A 16,593-nucleotide genomic window follows, 5' to 3' on the forward strand; every position below is an offset into this window, starting at 1 on the left:
TAGGTGTGTACGTGTGCGGGGTCAGCGGTTCGCGACCGGCAGGTCGTCGGGCAGGAAGTCGGCCTGCTGGAACGAGCGCGGGTCGGCCGACGCGCGGAAGACGGGCCATACCTCGGCGCGCATCTCGTCCTCGTAGGTGGCGATTTCCCCGGTCAGGTCCGCGCCGCCGTCGACCACCCGGCCCAGGGCTCGGGCCAGGGACGCGGCGTCGCGCAGCGCGGTGTTGGCGCCGGAGCCGAAGGACGGCGGCATCGCGTGGATGGCGTCGCCGAGGAAGGTGACGCGGCTCGTCTCCCAGGTGTCGACCGGGTCGAGGCGGCGGATGGACGTCGGGGCGAGGGTGGCCCTGTCCGCCCGCTCGACCAGCTCGACGACGCCGGGGTGCCAGCCGCGAACCGCCGCGCGCATCACGGAGTGCAGCTCGTCGACGGAGGCGTTCCACAGGTCGGGGGCGCCGGCCCGGCAGGGGTTCTCGTCCGTGAAACCGCAGTGGACCATCATGTACGGCTCCACGTGGTCGATGTCCGCGCCGGGAGCGAGTTCGGCGACGGCCTCGGCCACGAGGCGGCGCGGCTGCCAGGCACCGAAGGAGCAGTTCACGCCGTCCGGCGACGAAGCAAGCACGAAGCCGTCGAACAGGGCCGGCGGCAGCGAACCGACCAGGTCGTCCGTGAGCGGGACGCGAGCGGCGACGCTGCGCAGACCGGTGTCGACCGTCGGTACCTGCGGCAGCTTGCGGCGGCGGACCGGGGAGTGGATCCCGTCGGCGGCGACGAGGACATCGCCGGTGGCCGAGGTGCCGTCGGCGAACAACAGCCGCACTCCGGCGTCGTCCTCCTCGTAGCCGGTGACCGTGCGGTCGAAGTGGACGATGTCGCGCAGCCCGGTGTTCATGATCTGGCGCAGGGCGCGCCGGTCGACCGCGGTGTGCGGCCGGTCGGAGTCGTTGGGAGGGCCGATGTGCGGGCGGGCGCCGATCTCCTCGCACTGGCTGTCCAGCATGACGAACGCCTCGCGGCGCGGCCTCACGCGCGACGTCTGGAGGTACAGCTCGTAGAGGTGCTCCGGGAGACACTGCTCGAGCGCGGCGCCGCCGACGGCGTTCATGTGCAGCCGGTAGCCGGCTTGCACGATGCCGGGCGCCGACTCGTAGAGCGCGCAGCTGATGCCCGCCTTCCTGAGCCCCTGCGCGAGGCAGAGGCCTCCGATTCCCCCACCGGAGACGAGTACGTGGAACGGCGACATCAGCGGCCCTGCCCTTCGTGCGTCGTGAATGCGTCGACGCGGCGGGGCGGAAGGGCCCGCCGCGGTCGCGGAGCCCGGCGCGGCTGCGTCATCGGGCTCGCGACACCTAGTCTTGCCCCGCCCGAAGCCATCGGGGAAGCCGAATCTGCCGATGCCCGTCATAGATGAAACCGATGCCGTTCGACGGAGTGTGCCGTGAGCCCGGACCTCAATCTGCTCGTCTCCATGGATGCCCTGCTGCAAGAGAGGAGCGTGACCCGCGCCGCCCAGCGCCTCGGCCTCAGCCAGCCCAGCCTGAGTGCCGCCCTGGCCAAGCTGCGCAGGCACTTCGACGACGAACTCCTGACCCGCGTCGGCAACTCCTACGAGCTGACCGCCCTGGGTGAACGCCTCGCGGAGCAGACCTCGTTGGCGCTGGGCTGGACGGACCGGGTCTTCCAGACCAGGGCCGACTTCGATCCCGAGCATTCGGAGCACGAGTTCACGCTGGTCGTCGCGGACTGTCATCTGCCGCTGTTCGCACGGGTGTTGGCCGACCTCGTACAGGAGCAGGCGCCGAACGTGCGCCTGACGTTCCGCCACAGCACGGCGCAGTTCGTGAACCGGGCGTCCGAACATCTGCGGTCCGTGGACGCGATCGTGCTGCCCCAAGGCGTCCTGGTGAACATGCCGATGCTCCAGCTGTACCGGGACCGCTGGGCCTGCGTCGTCTCCTCCGAGACCACCGACCGCCCGCTCGACCGCGAGCAACTGTCCACGCGGCCCTGGGTGTTCGCCTACCAGCACCCGTTCTCCGCGCTGTCGATGATGCCGCGCCTGGCCGAGGAGGGCGTCCGGGTCCGGTCCTCGATCACCACGGAGGACTTCCTGGCCGTGCCCCACCTCGTACGGGGCAGCGAACGCATCGGCCTGATGCCCGAACGCCTCGCCCGGCTCACCCCCGCCGACTCCGGGGTGGCCATCGCCGAGCTCCCCTTCGAACTCGGTGACCTGCTGGAATCCCTGTGGTGGCACCCCGCCCACGAGCGCGACCCCGCCCACGCGTGGCTGCGGCGCATGGCTTCGCGGGCGGGGCGCGTCGTCGAGCGGTCCTGACGGGCCGCCGAGTCCGGGCTCGTCAGCGTCGGTGCTCCGCCGTCGGCCTGGGCGACGATCCTGGCGCCCGCGTCGCTGTGACGGCGTCGTCCCGGTCCGCCGTCCGGAACAGCCGACCCGGCCACCAGAACCACCGGCCGAGGTCGAGGGCGAGGGCCGGGACCAGGACCGTGCGGACCAGGAACGTGTCCAGGAGGACGCCGATGCCGACGATCACGCCCATCTGCGCCATGGTGACCAGTGGCAGGCCCGCGAACACGGCGAAGGTGGCCGCGAGCACGATGCCCGCCGAAGTGATGACACCACCCGTGCTGGTCAGGCCCTCCAGGACGCCGCGGGTGTGGCCGAGCCGGGTGGCCTCCTCCTTCACGCGGTGCATGAGGAAGATGTTGTAGTCGATGCCGAGGGCGACCAGGAACACGAAGCCCATCAGCGGGATCGACCAGTCGATGCCGGCGAAGCCGAGGACGTGCTCGAAGAGCAGGTTCGAGGCGCCGAGCGCGGCGAGGAACGACAGCACGACCGTCGCCAGGAGCAGCAGCGGTGCCACCAGGGCGCGCAGCAGCCAGATCAGCACGCCCAGGACGACGAGCAGCACGACCGGGATCACCGTGCGCAGGTCCCGGTCGGCGGCCCGCTGTGTGTCGAGGGTCTGCGCGGTCGTGCCGCCGACGAGCGCGTCGGCGCCTTCCACCGCGTGCACCGACGAACGCAGCGCGTCGACCGTGTTCTTGGCGGCCTCGCTGTCGGGGGCGTCCTTCAACACCACGGAGAGCGTGGTGAGTTGACCGTCCGGGGTGCGGTCGCCGTTCTCGACGCGGGCGACGCCGGGCGTCTCCGCCGCGGCGGTCCGCACCTGCGCCGCGCGTTCCGAGGCCGTGACGATCTTCGCGGGGTCCGAGGCGCCGGACGGGAAGTGCGCGGCGATGTGCTCCTGGGCGATCACCGACTCCGGCTTGTCCTGGAACATCTCGGACTGGCTGAGGCCCATGGTGATGCCGAGCGCGCTCAGGGCGAGGACACCGGTCGTGGCCACCGACATCATCCACGACCAGCGCGGCCGCCGGGCGAGCGCGCCACCGATCCGCGACCACACGGTGTGCGGCTTGCGGGCCGGGGTGCCGAGGCGCGGCACGAACGGCCAGAACACCCACCGGCCGCAGATGACGAGGAGCGCGGGCAGCACGGTCACCATGGCGAGGAACGCGCACACGACTCCGACCGCGCCCACGAGCCCCAGCGACCGTGAGGAGTTGATGTCGGCGAACGCCAGACAGGCGAGGCCCACCGCGATGGTGCCCGCCGACGCCAGGATCGCGGGACCGCTGCGCCGCAGGGCGACGCGCATCGCCGCGTGCCGGTCCTCGGTGCGGTGCAGCTCCTCGCGGTAGCGGGCGATGAGCAGCAGCGCGTAGTCCGTTCCGACGCCGAACACGAGGACCATGAGGACGCCGGCGCTCTGCGGATCGACGGGCAGGCCCGCGTACTTGGCGAGCAGATACGTCGTCGCCTGGGTGAGCGCGGCGGCGAAGCCGACCGAGAGCAGCGGGAACAGCCACAGGATCGGGCTGCGGTACGTGAGGAGGAGCAGGGCCGCGACGACGAGACCGGTGGCGATCATCAGCGTGGAGTCGAGGGTGTCGAACACCGCGACGGAGTCGGTCAGGGAGGCGGCGGGGCCGCCGACCTCGACATCGACGCCCGGCGGCGCGTGGGCGCCCGCCACGTCGCGCAGCTCGTCGACCTTGTCGGTGATGCCGTCACCGCCGTCCATGGGGACGACGGTCATCAGGGCCTTGCCGTCGACGGAGGGGAGCGGCGGAGCGATCCGGTGTCCGTCGGCGACGAACGGCGCGAAGTCGGAGACGTCCGCGCGTGCCTCCTTGCCCGCGGCCTCGACGGCGGCGCGGTCGGCGCCGGTGTAGACGACGACCGCGGCGGTCAGCTCGTCGGTGCGGAACTTCTCCAGCTCGGTGTTGACCCGCGCCGACTCCGCGCCCTTCGGCAGAAAGGCGTTCGGGCCGGTCTCCTCGACGTCGCCGAGCTTCCCGGCCAGGGGGCCGAGCGCCACGGCGACGATCAGCCAGGCGACGAGCACCAGCCATTTGGAGCGGCGTCCGCCGGGCGCGGTGGAGAGCCGCTTGATCCAAGCGGGCATGAGTGGTCTCCTTCAGGTGAGAGGTGGGTGTCTTGCGATGCGCTCGCGGGGCGTTGCTTCTCGTGCGTGCGGCCGGGAGTTGCCCCTCCCGGCCGCACCAGTTCCTGTTCCGCGGGTGCGGCTATTCGATCTCGCGCATCATCCGCTCCATCGACGCCAGTGACGCCTGGGCCTGCTCCTGCTGCTCCAGGGAGCGGCGGTGCAACTCGATGTTGTCCTCGAGGAGTTGCTGGTACTTGAGGGCCATCTGCTTGTACTGCTCCTCGCGGGCGGCCAGCATCCGCGCGCGCCACGTGGCGGCGATCTGCCAGACGACCACGATCAGGAAGAGGAAGGTGCCGGCGGCCCCGGCCACTCCTGCCCAGTCTCCGCCGTTCATCCCGTGCGCTCCTTCTGTGTCTTCTGCGTTGTCGGCCCGCCCTCGTCGGTGAGGCTCGGCGCGGCCGCCGCGATCACCTCGGGGGTGAGCGTGTACGTGAACGGGGTCAGCTCGTAGAACTTCATCGCCTTGCCGCTCTCCGAGAGCTCCAGCGTCCCGCTGACCAGACCGGCGGCCTCCAGGCGCTGCAGGTGCATGTGCAGCAGCGGGCGCCCCATGCCGATGTCGCGGGCGAGCGCGCTGACATAGTTGCGCCCCTGCGCGAGCGCCGCGACGATCCGTAGCCGGTGCGGGTTGCCGAGGGCGCCGAGCACCTTCAGCAACTCGTCGCCCGTGGGGGTCGACCGCTGTGTCATGCCGCCCCCTTCAGCCGTGCCGGAAGCCGTGTCGGACATCCCCAAACTCACCCTTCGCCGTGCCACCTGTCAAAGAAATCTGACACATATCAGGGACGGATGAGGGATCGATGGGGGGGAGGTCTCAGGGTTGCCTCAGGGAGCCGCCAGGGTCATTTGGTATACCATTTTGAATCGCACAGGAACGACGCAAGGAGAGACCCATGCGCGAGGCGGCAGCCCCCTCGGAACCCGCGAAGCTCGTCGGAGCCACGCTCGCCGACGGACGGCTCGTCGACGTCCGTATCGACGGTGGGCGGGTCCGCGAGGTCGTCGAGCATGTCGCCGGCGGGGCTCCCGCGCCCGGGTCCTTCGACCTGGGCGGCGCGCTGCTGCTTCCTGCGTTCGTCGACGGGCACGCGCACCTCGACAAGACGCTGCTCGGCGCTCCCTGGCGGCCGCACCGGGCCACCGACACGCTGCGCGAGCAGATCATGTCCGAGCGGGCCTCCCGCACCACGGAGCCGGTCCCGGTCGCCGAGCGGGCCACCGCGCTCGCCCGGCGCATGATCGCCATGGGCACGGGGCACGTGCGCTCGCACGTCGACGTCGACCCCGACGTCGGCCTCGACAACCTGCACGCGCTGCTCGGCGTGCGCGACGTGTTCCGCGACCGGCTCGGCCTGCAGATCGTGGCGTTCCCGCAGAGCGGGGTCGTCGCCGCGCCCGGCGTCGCCGACCTCCTGGACGCCGCGCTCGCCGAGGGTGCCGACCTCATCGGCGGCCTCGACCCGGTCGGCTTCGACGGCGACGCCGCGGGCCAGCTCGACGTCGTCTTCGGCCTCGCCGAACGGCACGGCAAGGGCGTCGACCTCCACCTCCACGACGGCGGCACGACCGGCACGGGGCAGCTGCGCGACATCGCCGCGCGCACCGCGGCGCTCGGCCTCGGCGGACGCGTCGCGGTCAGCCACGCGTACTGCCTCGGCGCCGTCGACGACGCCGAACTCGACCGCACCGCCAAGGCCCTTGCCGACGCGGGCGTCGCCATCATGACCAACGGGCCCGCCGGGCCCATGCCGCCCGTGCTGCGGCTGCGCGAGCACGGGGTGCGCGTCTTCGCGGGCTCCGACAACATCCGCGACACATGGTGGCCGTACGGCACCGGGGACATGCTGGAGCGGGCGACGATCATCGGCCTGCGCGACGGCCTGATGACGGACGAGGAACTCCGCGTGGCGGCCGACCTCGTGACGGTGGAGGCCGCCGCCGCGCTCGGCCTCGACGGCTACGGCATCGCCCCGGGCACCCGCGCCGACCTCGTCGCGATCGCCGCCTCATCCGTCCCGGAGGCCGTCGCGGACCACCCGCGCCGCGTCCTGGTCCTGCACGACGGCAAGGTGGTCGGCCCGGAACCGACGGACGCCTACCCGCACTTCGCGAGCCGCATGTCTCGGTGAGCCACGCGGCGGTTCCCTCTCTCGTCGCTGTCGCGGTCTCGTCCTGAATGACGGCAGGGCCATCGGTCTGGAACTGGTCGATGGCCAGCCGCGCTTCGCGGCCTCGTGTCCGGGTGAGACCCGAGGCGCGCAGCCTCATTCGAGGCCGTCGCGGCCTCGTCCCGCACGGCGGCGGGGGCGCGGGCCGGAAGCGGTCGACCGCGAGGTGCGGTCGGCCCTGGACAGGGCACCGCCCGACCGCACCTCGCGGCGGTCACCTCCGGTCGGCGACCGAGGCGGTGGCCCCGCAGGGGGCGTCCGAGATGGCGGCCCGCCGGGCAGCGGCCAAAGGGGCGGGAGGCGTCACGCCCCCGCCGCCCGCAGCAGCTTCGCGATCTCGGTGTAGCCGCGGCGTTCCGCGTGGTCGAGAGGGGTGACGCCGTCGCGGTCGGCGAGGGTGGGGTCGGCGCCGGCGTCGAGGAGGAGGGCGACGACCCGTTGGTGGTCGCGGGCGCCGTCGCCCAGGATGATCGCCTCCAAGAGGGCGGTCCAGCCGAGGTCGTTGACGTGGTCGACGTCGAGGTCCGTGGTGCGCAGCACCTCGCGGACGTAGTCGACGTGGCCGTGCTCGCCCGCCGGGATGAGTGACGTACCGCCGTACCGGTTGACCAGCGTGTAGTCCGGGTCGGCGGGGACGAGGGCGCGGGCCATGGCCACGCTGCCGGTCACCCCGGTGACCAGCCACGCGCTGTCGTCCTGGTCGTCCTGGGCGTCCGGATCGGCGCCCGCCGCGACGAGCGCCTTCGCCGCCGCGACATGGTCGTCGAGCGCGGCGAGCAGCAGCGGGGTGCGGCCCTCGCCGTCCCGGACCTCGGTGTCGGCGCCCGCGCGCAGGGCCGCGCGGACCGCGTCCGTGTCGCCGTCGTCCGCGGCCCGCAGCAGGTCGGCGGAGGCCTCGGGCGACCGCCCGGTGTCGGGCGCGGCGTCCGGCGCCGCGGTGCACGCCGTGGCGAACACCAGCGCGCCGGCCGCGATCAGTCCGCCTCGTCCGATGCGCATCGTGGTCCTCCGTCGGGTGGGGCCGTTCCGGTACCCCGATCCTCCGCCCCGCCGGGCCCGCGCGCCGCGGTCAACGGGAGGACCCCGATGTCGTCCGATCGGTCGATGCGACCGCCTCCCGGGCCCGCCTCACCCCCGCTCGTAGGAGATGACGGCCGTCGTGACCAGGCACGGGGCGGGCGGCACCATCTCCACGCGCAGGGTGCCGCGCGCGGCGTCGTAGTCGATGCCCTCGGTCTCGAACGTGCCCTTGCAGACGCTGCGTTGCGGGATCGCGAACGCCGTGGAGACGCGCCCGGTGACCGGCTTCCCGTCCAGCGGGCGGTCCAGGGTGACGTCCAGGACCTCCTTCGCGGCGTCGTTCGACGCGCACATCAGATGCGTGGCGTCGGTGAAGTCGCAGCCCTGGATGTTCGTGACCGGCTTGTCGAGCGAGATCTGCCCGGCCTGCGGGAGGTTCGCGCCGGGGGCGGGCGCGGCCGCGTTGAGGACCGGCGCGGGGAACACCTGGAGGCGGCTCATCGTGCCCCACTCGCCGGAAACCAGCCACTGTCCGTCCGGCGACACGGCCGCGAAGGAGTTGTTGAGCAGCTCGCCCGGGTCCAGGGCGTGCTCGTAGGTGGTGCGTTTTCCGGCCGGATCGGTGACCGCGAACATCTTCTTCGTCGCCGTGTCACCGCCCTGGTACGCGTCGAAGGCGTACCCGCGCGCCACGTCGGGATCGCCGACGTGCGTCCAGCCCTTGACGCGCAGCGACAGCGGGACCGACGCCAGGCCGCGGTACAGGAGCGAGCCGTCGGCGCGGGACGCCAGGCCCTGACCGTGCGTCAGCGTGCCGACGTGCGCGGTGCCGGTCTCGGTCCAGGTGGGCGTGGCGTACGCCGTGGTCGCGCCGAGTGTCAGGGCGCCCAGGGCCGTGCCGAGCGTCAACGCGAGACGTCTTCTGTACCGCTTCGTGTGCCGGGTCATGGGGTTCACCCTGCCTCATGGCCCGTACACGCAGTGGGGGTTCGCGCAGGCTGGCGCATTGTCGCCGTACGCCCGCGCCCACCCTCGTCCGGAGATGTAAAGGGTTGTAAAGGCGCCGTATAGGTGGAGTGACCTCAAACTCCCCTGCAATGCCCGGTGATTACCTGGCTGACGTGTCGTCATCACGCTGCGTGGCGGAATGAACTCCTCAGGGGTGTGACGCGTCTTACCCAAAACGAGACCTGGAAATTGGCTGGAGGTGTGACGCCGGAGAGTCACCATGCGCTTGACTTGGCGCACCCCCAACTAGGAGAGCTCATGCGACCGTTCGCACTGAACTATGCCCGCCCCACGCGAGAGGCAGAGGTCAGGGCACCGTACCTGTACGACGCAACGCTGCAGCTGAACGTGCTGGCCGACGGCGCAGTGGCCGCGCGCGACTACGCAGTGTTGCGAGAGTTCGCGGCCACGACCTCCACCGCGGGTTCGAAAACCCATTTCGACGACTGAACGGCCCAGCCGAAATGACCGTGCTGATCCTGACGAGTGAACAGGATGTGACGGCCGACATGGCCGTCGTCGAATTGAACGCCAATGGAATCCCGGTCCTGCGGCTCGACCCCGCCGAACTGCCCGGCGGCGCGGGCCTGTCGGGGGAGTTCGCGCACGGCGCGTTCCACGGGTACCTCTCGGTCGGCGGCCGGGTCGTCAGCATGGGCGGACTGCGCTCCATCTGGGTGCGCCGCCCCGGAACGCCCGCCGCCCGCGCCGGATCCGCATCCCCCTGGCTCACCGAGGAGACCTCCCAGTCCCTGTACGGCATGCTGCGGTGCACCGAGGCGCGCTGGATGAACCACCCCGACTCCGCCCGCCAGGCCCGCCACAAGCCGTGGCAGCTGTGGCTGGCCCGCGCCTGCGGACTGCCGGTGCCCGCCACGCTCATCACCACGTTCCCGCGCGCCGCCCGCGAGTTCGCCGAGCGCTACCCCGACCTGATCGTCAAGCCGGTCTCCGGCAAGCACCCCGACGACGGGCTCGCCGTGCCGACCACCCGGGTGCGCCCCGGCGAGGACTACGCGGACGTGGCCAACGGGCCGACGCTGCTCCAGCGCCGGGTGCGCAGGGCCGCCGACATCCGGCTGACCTGCGTAGGCGACCGGCTCTTCGCGGCGCGCGCGGCGAGTTCGCAGGAAGGGCCCGTGCCCGGCGACGAGAGCGGCGTGGACGACGTGCGCTTCGACGCCGCGGCAGGGCCCTGGCGCCCGATATCCGTGCCCCGGCGCGTCGCGGACGCGGTGCGGACCTATCTGGCCCGCGCGCAACTGGCGTACGGGGCGTTCGACTTCGCCGAGGACGCCGACGGCATCTGGTGGTTCCTGGAGTGCAACCAGTCGGGCCAGTTCGGCTTCATCGAGATCGAGACGGGCCAGCCCATCGGCCGCGCCGTCGCCCAGTGGCTCGCGGGCGAACCCCTCGGGCCCGTGCCGCCCGCGGGCGAGGACGGCGAGCGCACGCTCGGCGCGGGGTGTGGCTGACACGACTCCGCGAAGATCTTTACGCGGCGGCGGGGGAGGGGTACGAGAGGAGCATGACCGACGCCACCACCGTAGTCACCAGGCAGGGCACCCTGCGCGGCCGCACCGAGGACGGCATCGCCGCCTTCCTCGGAGTTCCCTACGCCGCCGCCCCGTTCGGCCCGCGCCGCTTCGCCGCGCCGCAGCCCGCCGAACCGTGGACGGGCGAGCGCGACGCCACGTCGTACGGGCCGACCGCGCCCAAGGCCCCGTACGCGCCGCCGTTCGACGCGCTGATCCCGGAGACCTCCCAGGACGGCGAGGACTGCCTGAACCTCAACGTATGGACCCCCGAGCCGGGCTCCGGCGCCCGCCTGCCCGTCATGGTGTGGCTGCACGGCGGCTCCTTCTCCAACGGCTCCGCGAACTCCTCCGGTTACCGGGGTGACGCCTTCGCCCGCGACGGCGTCGTCTTCGTCGGCGTCAACTACCGGCTCGGCGTGGACGGCTTCCTGCACCTGCCGGGCGCGCCCGACAACCGCGGGCTCCTCGACATGATCGCCGCGCTCGAGTGGGTGCGGGACAACATCGAGGCGTTCGGCGGCGACCCGGACCGCGTCACCGTCTTCGGCGAGTCCGCGGGCGGCGTCGCCATCGGCCGGCTGCTCGTCGAGCCGCGCGCCCGCGGCCTGTTCGCGCGCGCGATCCTCCAGAGCGGGGCCTGCCACCACTTCGTACGCCCCGACACCGCGCGCCGCATCGGGGAGCGGCTCGCCGCGAACCTCGGGATCGAGCACAGCGCGGAGGCGTTCGCCGCGGTGCCGCTGCCGGAGCTGATCGCGGCGCAGGGCGCGCTCTCGGACGAGTTCCGGCGGCGGCCCGACCCGGCGGTGTGGGGCGACGCGGCGCTCAACGGCATGGTGTACGAGCCGATCGCCGACGAGCACGTGATGCCGGGGCCCGGCCTCGGCGTGGACATCCTCGTCGGCAGCAACCGCGAGGAGAACCGGCTCTACATGGTGCCGACCGGGCGCTTCGACAGCATCAGCGAGGGGCGGGTGCAGCGGGGCGCCGAGGCCTTCGGCGCGGACCTCGCGGGGTACCGGGCGAGCCGGCCCGACGCGAGCCCCGGCGAACTCCTCGACGCCATCGTCACCGACTGGTTCTGGCGGATCCCCGCGGTGCGGCTCGCCGAGGCGGTGCCGGGCTCGCACGTGTACGAGTTCGCGTGGCGGTCGCCGCAGTACGACGGGCGGCTGGGGGCCTGCCACGCCCTGGAGCTCGGCTTCGTCTTCGACCGCGCCGACGACCCGGACTACGCGGCGCTCGCCGGCAAGGACACCCCGGCGGAGCTGGCCCGCGAGGTGCACGGCGCGTGGGTCGCGTTCGCCGAGTCCGGCGACCCGGGCTGGGCGGCGTACGACCCGGCGGGGGAGCGGGCGACGATGGTGTTCGACGCGGGCGCGAGCCGGGTCGAGGCGGACCCGCGGGCGGCCGAGCGGAAGCTGTGGGAGGGGGTGCGCTGAGGGCCGGGAACGCCCACGGAGTGGCGCGATAGTGTGCCCGGGTGACGACGCATTCGAACACCCCCGCAGGTTGGTACCCGGACCCCCAGGGCACGCCCCAGACGCTGCGGTGGTGGGACGGCGCCCAGTGGACCGAGCACACGCACGCCGCGCAGGCGCAGCCACCGGCCCAGGCGCAGGCACCGGCCCAGGCGCCGCAGCAGCAGGCTCCGGCGCAGCCGCAGTTCGCGCCGGGGCAGCCCCAGCAGCAGCCGCAGCAGTTCGCCCAGCCGCAGCCCCAGTCCCTGCACGAGCAGCAGGCGCGGGCGCGTGCCGCCGACGTGCAGCGGCAGGTGCAGCAGCAGGCGGGCGTCGCCGGGGCCGGACAGGGCGGCGGCACGCTGTTCACCGAGCCGGTCCTCGTCGTGAACCAGAAGGCCAAGCTGATCGAGCTGACGAACGAGTACAGCGTCATGGATCAGCACGGCAACCAGCTCGGCTCCGTCGTCCAGGTCGGCCAGAGTGCCATGAAGAAGGCGCTGCGGTTCGTCGCCAGCGTCGACCAGTTCATGACGCACCGGCTGGAGATCAGGGACGCGTACGGGCAGCCGCACCTGGTGCTCACGCGGCCCGCGAAGTTCATCAAGTCCCGGGTCCTCGTGGAGCGTCCCGACGGCTCGCCGGTCGGCGAGATCGTCCAGCAGAACGCCATCGGGAAGATCAACTTCGCCATGAACGCGAACGGTCAGCAGATCGGCGCGATCAAGGCGGAGAACTGGCGGGCCTGGAACTTCGCGATCGTGGACCACGCGGACCAGGAGGTCGCGCGGATCACGAAGACGTGGGAGGGGCTGGCCAAGACGATGTTCACGACGGCGGACAACTATGTGCTCCAGGTGCACTACCAGTTGCCGGAGCCGCTGTTGAGCCTGGTCGTCGCGACGGCTCTCACCGTGGATACGGCGCTGAAGCAGGACGCGCGAGGGTTCGGGTGAGCCGCTACGCGGTCACGGGGCTCTGCCCCCGCGGGCTCTCGTTCAACTGCGGGGCTTGAACGACCTGTGCTTGATGGGCGTGGGTCAGCAGGACCACCCCGCCCGTCGCGAGGACCGCGCCCGCTCCCGCCAGCGACCAGCCGGCCACCCCGCCCTGCAGATGCTCGCCGAGCAGGACCAGGCCGATGACGGACGCCGCCACCGGGTTCGACAGGGTGACCATCGCCAAGGGGGCGCCCAGGCCGCCGCGGTAGGCGGTCTGGGACAGGAGCAGGCCGCCCGCGGCGAAGGCCGCCACCAGGAGGGCCACCGCGATCACCCGGACGTCGAGCAGCGGGCCCGAGCGGTCCGTGACCGCCACCGTCACGGTCTGGGTGAGCGCCGACGCGACGCCCGACGCGACGCCGGACGCGGTCGCGTGGCGCAGGCCCGGCTTCGCGCCGCGCCGTGAGAGCACGCCGATCAGCGCGGCCGTCACCCCGGCGACGCCGAGCGCCTCGGGCAGCGAGAGCGTGTCGTCCGGGGCGGGGCCCGATGCCGTCACGAGCAGCGCGCCCAGACCCGCGAGGGTGAGGACGGTGCCGCGCCACTCGCCCGCCGTGACGTGCCGCCCCGCGACCCGCGCCCCCAGCGGCACCGCCGCGACGAGGGTGAGCGCGCCGAGCGGCTGGACCAGGGTGAGCGGCCCGTACTTGAGCGCCGCGACGTGCAGCAGCGCGGCCGAGGCGTTGAGCCCGACCGACCACCACCAGGCGCCCGTCCCGAGCAGCCGCAGCACGCCCGAGCCGGACGTGGCGGCCAGCCGCTCCTGGGCCACGGCCGCGGCGGCGTAGGCCACGGCGGAGACCAGGGAGAGCGCGACGGCGAGCAGGGTGGCGGTCATCGGGCCGCTCCGCTCATGGCCGATCCGGTGCCGGGCGCGGAGATCATCTCGACCGGTATGCGCGTGGGGGTCGCCGCGGCGAGCACATCGGCGGCCATGAGCCCGTCGGGGGCGGGCGTCCACGGCGTCGGCGTGCGGCGGGACTCCACGATGTGCGGGGCCGTCGCCGGGGCGGGCACCGGGAACAGGTGACGCCAGAAGCCGGTCGCGTCGATCGTGCGGGGCAGCCGGATCACCGCGAGCGCGGCGCCAAGCAGTGCGGTCGCCACGATGGTGTCGAGCCAGTAGTGGTTGGCGGTGCCGACGATCACCAGCAGTGTGACCAGCGGGTGCAGCAGCCACAGCCAGCGCCACCGCGAGCGGGTCGCGGCGATCAGGCCGATCGCGACCATCAGCGCCCACCCGAAGTGCAGCGAGGGCATCGCGGCGAACTGGTTGGCCATGGTGTCCGTGGCGGGCTTCGCGGCGTACACCGAGGGCCCGTAGACCTGCGCCGTGTCGACGAGGTGGGTGGCGGCGAGGAGCCGCGGCGGCGCCAGCGGAAACGTGAGGTGCAGCACGAGCGCGGCCGCGGTGAGCGCGGCGAGTACGCGGCGCGTCCACAGGTAGTGGCGCGGGCGGCGCAGGTACAGGAAGACCAGCAGCGCGATCGTCGCGGGGAAGTGCACGGAGGCGTAGTAGACGTTCGCGGCGTGCACCAGGACGTCGCTGCTCAGCAGCACGTCCTGCACCGCGCCCTCGCCGGGCAGGTGCACGGCACGCTCGAAGCTCCACACGTGGTCGGCGTTGTGGAACGCCTCGGCGGTGTGGCCGTTGGCCAGCTGCCGCCCGAGCTTGTAGACGAGGAAAAGTCCCACGACCAGCAGCAGCTCGCGTATCAGGGGTGGCCGGGCGGCGTGCTGCCCCGGCTCCCGCAGGTTCCCGTTCATCGATACGCCAGTGTACCGATACGCTGGCGTACCGGTACACTGGCGTATCGATAGGCCGGTGTGATCTCATCGACACTGCCGCCGACCCGAGGAGTGAGGGCCATGACGACGCGAGACCGGGCCACCGAAGCCACACCCATGGCCTCGCGCCGTTCCAAGATCAGCCCCGAGCGGGCGCAGGAGTTCTACGACGTGGTGCTCGAGCAGCTGCGCGCGCACGGATACGCGGCGCTCACCATGGAGGGCGTCGCCGCGCAGGCCTGTTGCAGCAAGTCGACGCTGTACCGGCAGTGGAAGACGAAGCCGCAGCTGGTGGCCGCGGCGCTGCGGGCGGGTCGCTGCGCGAAGTTCCGCACGGCCGACACGGGTACGCTCGCCGGTGACCTGGCGGCAGCGGCGCGCAACGCGGCGGCGCAGGCCAAGCCGGACACGGCGTTGATGCAGGCCCTCGGGCACGCGGCGCTCCAGGACGACGAGCTGAAGGGCGCGCTGCGCGAGGCGCTGATCGAGCCGGAGCTCGCGTCGGTGGAGGCGATGGTGGAGCGGGCCGTGGCGCGCGGGGAGATCGCCGCCGACCATCCGGCGCTGCCCTATCTGGCCGCGCAGCTCTTCGGAGTCATGCGCAGCCGCCCGATCCTGGAAGGGCGCGACGCCGACGCGGACTATCTGGTCCGCTTCGTCGAGAGCGCGCTCGTTCCGCAACTCGGCCTGACCCCGGAGGGTCGGGCCACCTGAACGGGAGGCCGCCGGTCGCAGGGATGACCGACCGGCGGTCTGCCCGCGCCGCACCGTGGGGACGGGGGCGGCGCGCACCCCCGGCCGGGCGGGTTCCTCCTTGAGCGGAGGGGGGCCCGCCCGGCCGCATGAGTGCGAGAGGTGGGCTCAGACGTTCTTGCCGCTGTCGCCGTCGCTGGTGACCTCGGCCTTCTTGATGCCCTTGACGATCTCGTCGATCGCGGAGGCGTCCGGGCCGTCCGACGACTTGTCGCTCCCGGTGCCGGGGACGTCGACGCCGGCCCGCAGCACGACGAGCTTGTCGGGGTTCGCGGGGGAGGGGAAGGCGACGGACTCCACCCAGGCGTCGACGCCCGACTTCGTCTTCACGCTCCAGCGCACCCGGTAGCCCTTCTGCCCCGCGACCGTGACCGCCTTCGCGAACACCTGCTTGTGCCCGGTGATGCCCTCGTACGTCTTGCCGCCGTACGACGACTTCGCGTTCGCGGCGATGTCCTCCTTCGCGGCGGCCTTCGCCGTCTTCGCGTCGAGCTTGAGGCGCTTCGCCGACGACGTGGAGACGCCGCCCTTGACGCAGGTCTCCTTCGCCGCGTTCGGGCACGGGTAGGGGCCGACCGTGACGCCGGCGAGGCCCATGCCGTCGGTGCCGGTCCAGTTCTTGATGACCGGGATCGCGACGCCGTTGCCGACGTCCGTCGCGTAGCCCTCGTCGAGCGGGGCGCGCGGCGAGGAGTTCGGGGAGTCCGGGTTCGGGCTCTCGACGGGGCCCTCCGGGGCCTCCGAGGGCGCGGGGTCCTTCGGGGCCTGCGAGCGGGAGCCCGCCTTGTCGCTCTTGCCGTCGTCGTCCCCGCCGGACGTCAGGGCGTAGACGCCGGTGCCGATGCCCGCGAGCACCACGACCGCGATGCCCGCCGCGATGGCGATCCGGCCCCGGCCGCGAGACGAGGGCAACGGGCCGGGGTGGGCCGGGTATTGGGGGTACGCCGGGTTCGTCCCCGGCGAGGTCGGCTGCTGCGCGAACGGCGCCGGGTGCTGCGGGGGCGCCTGCGGCAGCGGCGCCTGCTGCTGGGGTGCCGGGGGCTGCGGCTGCGGTTGCTGCGGCTGCTGCTGCGGCGGGGTGGTGGCGGGCCGCGTCTGGTCGGTCCAGCGGGCGCCGTCCCACCAGCGTTCGGTGCGCGGGCCGTTGGGTATCTGCCCGGGATCGGGGTACCAGCCTGCGGGAGTCTGCGACGTCATGGACGGAACAGTATGAGGCGCGGCTGAAAAGGACATGAGAGGGTCCGCCCCGCGGTCGGGATCGTTACCGGGACGGTCCGTGCCCCCCCCATCTCCGGCCAAATGTCACCGGCTGCC

16 protein-coding genes are annotated in these 16,593 nt (G+C 72.7%); 7 read left to right on the forward strand and 9 right to left on the reverse strand.

Translation table 11 applies throughout. The features are described from left to right. Positions 1-21: 21 nt before the first annotated feature. On the reverse strand, positions 22-1,245 hold the full coding sequence (locus ACTWJ8_RS32155) for an FAD-dependent oxidoreductase (RefSeq protein ID WP_443261094.1): 1,224 nt from the start codon (positions 1,243-1,245) through the stop codon (positions 22-24). Positions 1,246-1,440: 195 nt separating this feature from the next. Between ACTWJ8_RS32155 and ACTWJ8_RS32160 the strand changes: the two genes are divergently transcribed. Then, entirely contained in the window at positions 1,441-2,340 is a 900-nt protein-coding gene (locus ACTWJ8_RS32160; RefSeq protein WP_443261095.1) for a LysR family transcriptional regulator, read from the forward strand. Between the two features lie 22 nt (positions 2,341-2,362). Here ACTWJ8_RS32160 and ACTWJ8_RS32165 read toward each other — a convergent pair whose 3' ends face one another. From ACTWJ8_RS32165 to ACTWJ8_RS32175, 3 genes are all read right to left on the reverse strand, one after another. Further along, the gene (locus ACTWJ8_RS32165; RefSeq protein ID WP_443261096.1) at positions 2,363-4,498 is read right to left on the reverse strand and encodes an MMPL family transporter; all 2,136 of its coding nucleotides are present in this window, start codon (positions 4,496-4,498) and stop codon (positions 2,363-2,365) included. 121 nt (positions 4,499-4,619) lie between these two features. Further along, positions 4,620-4,877 (reverse strand): hypothetical protein, encoded by a 258-nt coding sequence (locus ACTWJ8_RS32170; RefSeq protein WP_356373748.1) that lies wholly within the window; start codon positions 4,875-4,877, stop codon positions 4,620-4,622. Continuing rightward, complete coding sequence (locus ACTWJ8_RS32175) at positions 4,874-5,233, reverse strand: ArsR/SmtB family transcription factor (RefSeq protein WP_443261097.1); 360 nt, start codon at positions 5,231-5,233, stop codon at positions 4,874-4,876. The genes ACTWJ8_RS32170 and ACTWJ8_RS32175 overlap by 4 nt, the downstream gene beginning before the upstream one ends. A gap of 203 nt (positions 5,234-5,436) precedes the next feature. Between ACTWJ8_RS32175 and ACTWJ8_RS32180 the strand changes: the two genes are divergently transcribed. Continuing rightward, complete coding sequence (locus ACTWJ8_RS32180) at positions 5,437-6,672, forward strand: amidohydrolase family protein (protein WP_443261099.1); 1,236 nt, start codon at positions 5,437-5,439, stop codon at positions 6,670-6,672. 342 nt (positions 6,673-7,014) lie between these two features. Here ACTWJ8_RS32180 and ACTWJ8_RS32185 read toward each other — a convergent pair whose 3' ends face one another. Together ACTWJ8_RS32185 and ACTWJ8_RS32190 are read right to left on the reverse strand one after the other, a co-directional pair. Next, positions 7,015-7,710, reverse strand: coding sequence for an ankyrin repeat domain-containing protein (locus tag ACTWJ8_RS32185; RefSeq protein WP_356373745.1), 696 nt, complete (start codon positions 7,708-7,710; stop codon positions 7,015-7,017). Positions 7,711-7,839: 129 nt separating this feature from the next. After that, positions 7,840-8,679 carry a hypothetical protein gene (locus tag ACTWJ8_RS32190; protein ID WP_443261100.1) on the reverse strand — a complete coding sequence of 280 codons (840 nt, stop codon included), beginning with the start codon at positions 8,677-8,679 and terminating at the stop codon, positions 7,840-7,842. Positions 8,680-8,997: 318 nt separating this feature from the next. On the opposite strand from ACTWJ8_RS32190, the gene tgmA reads away from it, so the two are divergent. The 4 genes from tgmA to ACTWJ8_RS32210 are packed head-to-tail and all read left to right on the forward strand — an operon-like array spanning position 8,998 to position 12,693. After that, a complete protein-coding gene (tgmA, locus tag ACTWJ8_RS32195; RefSeq protein WP_356373743.1) occupies positions 8,998-9,189 on the forward strand; it encodes a putative ATP-grasp-modified RiPP in 192 nt (63 codons plus the stop codon). Positions 9,190-9,203: 14 nt separating this feature from the next. After that, a complete protein-coding gene (tgmB, locus tag ACTWJ8_RS32200; protein WP_443261102.1) occupies positions 9,204-10,214 on the forward strand; it encodes an ATP-grasp ribosomal peptide maturase in 1,011 nt (336 codons plus the stop codon). Positions 10,215-10,267: 53 nt separating this feature from the next. Continuing rightward, positions 10,268-11,719 (forward strand): carboxylesterase/lipase family protein, encoded by a 1,452-nt coding sequence (locus ACTWJ8_RS32205; RefSeq protein ID WP_443261103.1) that lies wholly within the window; start codon positions 10,268-10,270, stop codon positions 11,717-11,719. A gap of 41 nt (positions 11,720-11,760) precedes the next feature. After that, positions 11,761-12,693: a phospholipid scramblase-related protein gene (locus ACTWJ8_RS32210; RefSeq protein ID WP_443261104.1), complete on the forward strand. Its 933-nt coding sequence runs from the start codon at positions 11,761-11,763 to the stop codon at positions 12,691-12,693. A gap of 4 nt (positions 12,694-12,697) precedes the next feature. On the opposite strand, the gene ACTWJ8_RS32215 is transcribed toward ACTWJ8_RS32210, so the two are convergent. Together ACTWJ8_RS32215 and ACTWJ8_RS32220 are read right to left on the reverse strand one after the other, a co-directional pair. Further along, on the reverse strand, positions 12,698-13,576 hold the full coding sequence (locus ACTWJ8_RS32215) for a hypothetical protein (RefSeq protein ID WP_443261105.1): 879 nt from the start codon (positions 13,574-13,576) through the stop codon (positions 12,698-12,700). Beyond that, positions 13,573-14,505 (reverse strand): phosphatase PAP2 family protein, encoded by a 933-nt coding sequence (locus tag ACTWJ8_RS32220; protein WP_443261106.1) that lies wholly within the window; start codon positions 14,503-14,505, stop codon positions 13,573-13,575. Before ACTWJ8_RS32220 ends, ACTWJ8_RS32215 begins: the two co-directional genes overlap by 4 nt. A gap of 102 nt (positions 14,506-14,607) precedes the next feature. On the opposite strand from ACTWJ8_RS32220, the gene ACTWJ8_RS32225 reads away from it, so the two are divergent. Then, complete coding sequence (locus tag ACTWJ8_RS32225; RefSeq protein WP_443261107.1) at positions 14,608-15,240, forward strand: TetR/AcrR family transcriptional regulator; 633 nt, start codon at positions 14,608-14,610, stop codon at positions 15,238-15,240. Between the two features lie 147 nt (positions 15,241-15,387). On the opposite strand, the gene ACTWJ8_RS32230 is transcribed toward ACTWJ8_RS32225, so the two are convergent. Further along, positions 15,388-16,476, reverse strand: coding sequence for a DUF2510 domain-containing protein (locus tag ACTWJ8_RS32230; protein WP_443261108.1), 1,089 nt, complete (start codon positions 16,474-16,476; stop codon positions 15,388-15,390). Positions 16,477-16,593 lie beyond the last annotated feature (117 nt).

Source organism: Streptomyces sp. SDT5-1, from assembly GCF_052245995.1.
GTDB lineage: Bacteria > Actinomycetota > Actinomycetes > Streptomycetales > Streptomycetaceae > Streptomyces.

What these genes read in the sequence shown, in the direction of transcription:
- ACTWJ8_RS32155 (WP_443261094.1), bottom strand. Translation starts at nt 1,245, where the DNA reads ATGTCGCCGTTCCACGTACTCGTCTCCGGTGGGGGAATCGGAGGCCTC.
- ACTWJ8_RS32165 (WP_443261096.1), bottom strand. Translation starts at nt 4,498, where the DNA reads ATGCCCGCTTGGATCAAGCGGCTCTCCACCGCGCCCGGCGGACGCCGC.
- ACTWJ8_RS32170 (WP_356373748.1), bottom strand. Translation starts at nt 4,877, where the DNA reads ATGAACGGCGGAGACTGGGCAGGAGTGGCCGGGGCCGCCGGCACCTTC.
- ACTWJ8_RS32175 (WP_443261097.1), bottom strand. Translation starts at nt 5,233, where the DNA reads ATGACACAGCGGTCGACCCCCACGGGCGACGAGTTGCTGAAGGTGCTC.
- ACTWJ8_RS32180 (WP_443261099.1), top strand. Translation starts at nt 5,437, where the DNA reads ATGCGCGAGGCGGCAGCCCCCTCGGAACCCGCGAAGCTCGTCGGAGCC.
- ACTWJ8_RS32185 (WP_356373745.1), bottom strand. Translation starts at nt 7,710, where the DNA reads ATGCGCATCGGACGAGGCGGACTGATCGCGGCCGGCGCGCTGGTGTTC.
- ACTWJ8_RS32190 (WP_443261100.1), bottom strand. Translation starts at nt 8,679, where the DNA reads ATGACCCGGCACACGAAGCGGTACAGAAGACGTCTCGCGTTGACGCTC.
- tgmA (WP_356373743.1), top strand. Translation starts at nt 8,998, where the DNA reads ATGCGACCGTTCGCACTGAACTATGCCCGCCCCACGCGAGAGGCAGAG.
- tgmB (WP_443261102.1), top strand. Translation starts at nt 9,204, where the DNA reads ATGACCGTGCTGATCCTGACGAGTGAACAGGATGTGACGGCCGACATG.
- ACTWJ8_RS32205 (WP_443261103.1), top strand. Translation starts at nt 10,268, where the DNA reads ATGACCGACGCCACCACCGTAGTCACCAGGCAGGGCACCCTGCGCGGC.
- ACTWJ8_RS32215 (WP_443261105.1), bottom strand. Translation starts at nt 13,576, where the DNA reads ATGACCGCCACCCTGCTCGCCGTCGCGCTCTCCCTGGTCTCCGCCGTG.
- ACTWJ8_RS32220 (WP_443261106.1), bottom strand. Translation starts at nt 14,505, where the DNA reads ATGAACGGGAACCTGCGGGAGCCGGGGCAGCACGCCGCCCGGCCACCC.
- ACTWJ8_RS32225 (WP_443261107.1), top strand. Translation starts at nt 14,608, where the DNA reads ATGACGACGCGAGACCGGGCCACCGAAGCCACACCCATGGCCTCGCGC.
- ACTWJ8_RS32230 (WP_443261108.1), bottom strand. Translation starts at nt 16,476, where the DNA reads ATGACGTCGCAGACTCCCGCAGGCTGGTACCCCGATCCCGGGCAGATA.